At 72.0% G+C, this 3,193-nt stretch carries 2 protein-coding genes; both read right to left on the reverse strand.

Annotated elements, in window-relative coordinates:
• Positions 1-149 (reverse strand): NAD-dependent epimerase/dehydratase family protein (locus VMI11_05185; protein HTY71802.1); only part of this gene is annotated, 149 nt, incomplete at its 3' end.
• Positions 150-318: 169 nt separating this feature from the next.
• Positions 319-3,030: a DNA polymerase I gene (gene polA / locus VMI11_05190; GenBank protein HTY71803.1), complete on the reverse strand. Its 2,712-nt coding sequence runs from the start codon at positions 3,028-3,030 to the stop codon at positions 319-321.
• Positions 3,031-3,193 lie beyond the last annotated feature (163 nt).

Genomic DNA, 3,193 nt, shown 5'->3' on the forward strand with positions numbered 1-3,193 from the left:
AGGTGCGCGATGTTGGCGGTGGTCCCGGTGCTCAGGTTGTCCAGGCACAGCACGTGCCACCCGTCGGCCAGCAGCCGGTCGCACAGGTGGGAGCCCAGGAAACCGGCTCCCCCCGTGACGACCGCTCGCCGGGCCGCTTCGCGGGACATGGCGGGCAGTCTCGCACGCCGCCGATCTGCTCATGGCGCGCACTTCCCTCGCCTCCCGGCTCGGGTCAATGCGCCGCAGTACTCATGGCGCGCATTGCCCTCGCCTGCCGGCTCGGGTCAATGCGCCGCAGTACTGATGGCGCGCATTGCCCTCGCCTGCCGGCTCGGGTCAATGCGCCGCGTCATCCCAGCTGCGGCCCCACCCCACCGACACCTCCAGCGGCGCCCGCAGGGCGTACGCGCCGGTCATCTCCCGCCGCAGCACGGTCTCCACCGCCTCGCGCTCCCCCGGCGCGACCTCGACGACGAGCTCGTCGTGGACCTGCAGGAGCATCCGCGACACGAGTCCCTCCTCGCGCAGGGCCCGGTCCACACCGAGCATGGCGACCTTGATGACGTCGGCCGCCGACCCCTGGATCGGGGCGTTGAGCGCCATCCGCTCGGCCATCTCGCGCCGCTGGCGGTTGTCGCTGGTCAGGTCCGGCAGGTAGCGACGGCGGCCCAGGATGGTCTCCGTGTACCCGGTACGACGGGCCTCGTCGACCACGCTGCGCAGGTAGTCGCGGACCCCGCCGAAGCGCTGGAAGTACTCCTCCATGAGGCTGCGCGCCTCCTCGGTGGAGATCCCGAGCTGGGCGGCCAGGCCGAAGGCGGACAGGCCGTACGCCAGCCCGTAGGACATCGCCTTGATCTTGGCGCGCATCGCCGGGGTGACGTCGGCCCGGTCCACCTGGAAGACCCGGGCGGCGACCGTCGTGTGCAGGTCCTCGCCGGAGGCGAACGCCTCGATGAGTCCCTCGTCCTGCGACAGGTGCGCCATGATCCGCATCTCGACCTGGCTGTAGTCGGCGGTCAGCAGGCACTCGTAGCCCGGGCCCACGACGAAGGCCTGCCGGATGCGCCGGCCCTCGTCCGTGCGGATCGGGATGTTCTGCAGGTTCGGGTCGGTCGAGGACAGCCGCCCCGTCGACGCGACCGTCTGGTTGAACGAGGTGTGGATGCGCCCGTCGTCGCCGACCGCCCGCTCCAGTCCCTCGACGGTCACCAGCAGGCGCGCGACGTCGCGGTGGCGCAGCAGGTGGGCGAGCAGCGGGTGCTCGGTCTGCGCGTACAGGCCCTGCAGGGCGTCGGCGTCGGTCGTGTAGCCCGTCTTGATCCGCTTGGTCTTGGGCAGCCCGAGCTCGTCGAAGAGGATCGCCTGCAGCTGCTTGGGCGAGCCGAGGTTGAACTCGCGGCCGAGGACGGCGTACGCCGCGTCCGCGGCGGCCTTGACCTCCCCCGCGAAGTGGGCGTGCAGGTGGGCCAGGTGGTCGCCGTCGACGGCGATGCCGACACGCTCCATGCCGGCCAGGACGTCGACCAGGGGCAGCTCCACCTCGTTGAGCAGCCGCGTCCCGCCGCGGGTCGCCAGCTCGGCGTCGAGCACGTCGGCCAGGTCGATGACGGCCCGGGCGCGTACCACGAGGGAGGAGGCGGCGGCCTCGTTGTCGTCGCCGTCGAAGCTCAGCTGGCCGTCCGGCTCGCTCTCGGCCCGCAGCTCGCGGTGCAGGAAGCGCAGGACGAGGTCGGCGAGGTCGAAGCTGCGCTGGCCCGGGAGAGCCAGATAGGCCGACAGCGCCGTGTCGCTCGTGACCCCGTGCAGGTCCCAGCCGTGGGCCGCCATGGCGAGCAGCGGGCCCTTCATGTCGTGCATCGCCTTGGTGCGGGCGGGGTCGGCGAGCCAGGCCGCCAGCGCGGCGTCGTCCTCGGGGACCAGCTGGGTCGGGTCGATCCACGCGCCCGACCCGTCGGCGGCCGCCAGCCCGACCCCGGTCAGCCGTCCCGTCCCGCTGCCCCACGTCCCGGTGCAGGCCAGACCCGAGCGGGTCGCCCCGCCGGCGTGCTGCTCGAGCCAGGCGGCCACCTCGCCCGCCTCCAGCCGGGCGACGTCGACGTCGAAGCCCTCCTCCGCCTCGGGCTCGACGCTGGACAGCGTCGCGTAGAGCCGGTCGCGCAGGACGCGGAACTGCAGGGTGTCGAAGACCCGGTGGACCTCGTCGCGGTCCCAGGGGCGCAGCGCCAGGTCCTCGGGACGTACCGGCAGCGGGACGTCACGGACGAGCTGGTTGACCCGGCGGTTGAGCAGCACCTGGGCGAGGTGGGACTGGACGGCCTCCCCGGCCTTGCCGCTCAGCTCGTCCACCCGGTCGGCGAGAGTGCCGAGGTCGCCGAACTGGGTGAGCCACTTCGCGGCGGTCTTCGGGCCGACGCCGGGCACGCCCGGCAGGTTGTCACTGGTCTCCCCCACGAGGGCGGCCAGGTCCGGGTAGAGCTTCGGCGGTACGCCGTACCGCGCCTCCACCTCGGCCGGGTCGATGCGGGCCAGGTCGCTGACGCCCTTGCGCGGGTAGAGCACCGTGACCCGGTCGCTGACCAGCTGGAAGGCGTCGCGGTCCCCCGTGATGACCTCGACGTCGTAACCCTCGTCGGCCGCCTCGGAGGTCAAGGTGGCGATCACGTCGTCCGCCTCGTAGCCCTCCGCGGTCACGACGGGGATGTTGAGCGCGTCGAGCACCTCCCGGATCAGGCTGACCTGGCCGTGGAAGGCGCTCGGGGTCTCGCTGCGGTTGGCCTTGTACTCGGGGTAGGTCTCGTTGCGGAAGGACTGCCGGGCCAGGTCGAAGGTCACGGCCAGATGGGTGGGCTGCTCGTCGCGCAGGGCGTTGATGAGCATGGCGGTGAAGCCGTACACGGCGTTGGTGGGCTGGCCGGTCGTCGTCGAGAAGTTCTCGACCGGCAGGGCGAAGAAGGCGCGGTAGGCGAGGGAGTGCCCGTCGAGCAGGAGGAGCCGGGGTCTGGTGTCTCCGGTGCTCACCCGGTGGACTCTAGTCAGCCCGGCCATGGCCCTACGGTGGCGTCCATGTCCGACAACAGCAGGTCCGACAAGAGTGGGTCCGACAACAATGGGTCCGGAGCACGAGACGTCGGGGACGTCCCCCTCGACTTCCTCAACGCCGACGGGTCGATCGACCTCGACGCGCTGAACCGCGCCATCTCCCTCGCCG

The sequence above is a fragment of the Actinomycetes bacterium genome (genome assembly GCA_035506535.1).
In the GTDB taxonomy this organism is placed as follows: domain Bacteria; phylum Actinomycetota; class Actinomycetes; order DATJPE01; family DATJPE01; genus DATJPE01.